The organism is Flexivirga caeni (genome assembly GCF_003724155.1).
GTDB classification, from domain to species: Bacteria; Actinomycetota; Actinomycetes; order Actinomycetales; family Dermatophilaceae; genus Flexivirga; species Flexivirga caeni.
Genome location: NZ_RJJQ01000042.1, coordinates 1 through 2,105, shown reverse-complemented (window position 1 = coordinate 2,105; position 2,105 = coordinate 1). Strand labels below are relative to the sequence as shown.

Sequence of the window (2,105 nt, the reverse complement as noted above, 5' to 3'; positions counted from 1 at the left end):
ACGCCTGGATCAACAAACCACCCGAGGAAGAACAGGAGGACCAACAACCAGCTGCTTAAGAACCGCTGGCCCCAAACATCTTGACAAATTCCGGATACCGGGCACCCCAGGAGCCGGTGAACTTCTCGAACTCGGATCGTGCCGCTGCCGCCGTCGGCGCGGAGGGGGTACCTCCCGCTTGCGGGGGAGAGACCAGCTTCAACTCCTTGGCGATCTGGTCCCAGTACTTCCTGCTAGTGAGCCGGAAACTGTTACGTAGCAGGTGAATCACGCATGTCTGCACGATCGCGTCCGGCCACGTCGTGGCCACCACCTCCGGCAGCCCCTTCAGGCCGTCACAGACCACGAACATCGTGTCGGCCACGCCGCGGTTCTTCAGCTCGGTCAACACCGCCAGCCAGTACTTCGCACCCTCCCCGTCACCCGGGGTGCCGGCCCACAGCCCGAGCACGTCCTTGCACCCATCCACGGTCACGCCGATCGCGGCGTAGAACGGCCTGTTGGCGACCTGGCCGTCGCGGACCTTGACCACGTGAGGTCGGACCGCGGTGCGGTGCCGGCCTTGCGACCGGTCCGTTTCCGCGGCCCGCCTCCCGAACCGGACGTGCGGCTCTCACCGCATCCGGCTCTCCGCGAGTCGCAGCGGGTGGTGTGATGCTCAACTGGCGATCGGCCACGGGGAGGGGATTCGTTCACCGCGGTACCGGTACCGTGTAGTCCGGGCACTGGTCGGATTGAACAAGGTCACCTCCTCGGTGGTGGGCCACCATCCTCCGGCCATGTACTTGCGCCGAAGGTTCTTCCAGGTGATCTTTCCCCGGTGTTTGCGCCGCAACCGGTCGACGACCCGCGCCCAGACATACGAGCGTAGGTAGTCAAACGTCGCGAAGGAGACTCCGGGACGGAAGTAGGCGGTCCAGCCGCGCAGCACCCGGTTCAACTGGTACAGCACGGTGGCCAGGTCGACGTTGAGATCGTGTCGGCAGATCGCTTTCACTTTCGCCATGACGGCTTTGAGGGCCTTCTTGGACGGGTAGGTGTACACGAATCTGCGGCCGTCGTTCCGCCGGGTATGGCGCTGGATGCGCCACCCGAGGAAATCCAGCCCCTCATCGATATGCGTGATCAGCGTCTTGGCCTCCGATAGGTGTAAGCCCATGGGTGTCAACACGGCCGCTGCTTGATCCCGGAGGGTTTCGGCGAGGGCGCGGTCACCACGGACCAGGATGACGAAGTCGTCGGCATACCGCACGAACTTCCACACCCCGGACCCGTCGGCTCGGCGTCGTTCTCGTGTCCACTTGCTCCACGATCGCCAGTGGTCCTGGAAATGCTCATCCAGGACCGACAAGGCGATATTGGCGAGCAGCGGCGAGAGGATCCCGCCCTGCGGGGTGCCGGTGTCACTCGAACGCAGGCCGTCCTGCTTGCTGAGGATGCCTGCCTTCAAGAAGGCCTTGACCAGCGCCAGGACACGTTTGTCCCCGATCCGACCGCGCACCCGGTCCATCAGGCCCGGGTGCGAGATCTCGTCGAAGCACGCCGTGATGTCGCCCTCCACCACCCACTCGTAACAGCGGGGCTTGCTGGTGAAGTAACGCACCTCGGCGACCGCGTCATGGGCGCGCCGGTTCGGCCGGAACCCGTACGAGCACGACCGGAAGTCGGCCTCGAAGATGGGCTCCAACACCAACTTCAAGGACGCCTGCACGACACGGTCGGTCACGGTTGGGATACCCAACCGTCGCCGTTTACGCGTCCCCGGTTTGGGAATCAGCTGCTCCCGCACCGGCATCGGAGCAAACGTGCGGGACCGCACCGCGGTCCGCACCTGCTCCAGGAACGCTTCCATGCCGCGTTCGCGCTCCACGTAATAGGCAGTCCGCCCATCCACGCCAGCCGAACGGGCGCCCTTGTTACCCCGCACTCGAGCCCACGCCACCACCAGAAACGCGGGATCGACTACGAGGTTGAACAGATCATCAAACCGCCGGTGAGGATCACCGGTAGCCCACTGGTGCAGCTTGGTTTGCATCCTCAGTACCTGGAACTCGGCGTACTCCAACTCCGGCCACACGACCCCATCGGCGTCGGCTTCATCCCTG

At 64.6% G+C, this 2,105-nt stretch carries 1 protein-coding gene and 1 pseudogene; both read right to left on the bottom strand.

The annotated features are described in order from the left end of the window. Positions 1-73 precede the first annotated feature (73 nt). Positions 74-532, bottom strand: a pseudogene (locus tag EFY87_RS19870) (transposase); the annotation flags it as partial. Between the two features lie 126 nt (positions 533-658). Beyond that, complete coding sequence (gene ltrA / locus EFY87_RS19865) at positions 659-2,035, bottom strand: group II intron reverse transcriptase/maturase (RefSeq protein ID WP_123273221.1); 1,377 nt, start codon at positions 2,033-2,035, stop codon at positions 659-661. Between the last annotated feature and the right edge of the window lie 70 nt (positions 2,036-2,105).

Coding starts and splice junctions, on each gene's coding strand:
- ltrA (WP_123273221.1), bottom strand. CDS start 2,035: ATGCAAACCAAGCTGCACCAGTGGGCTACCGGTGATCCTCACCGGCGG.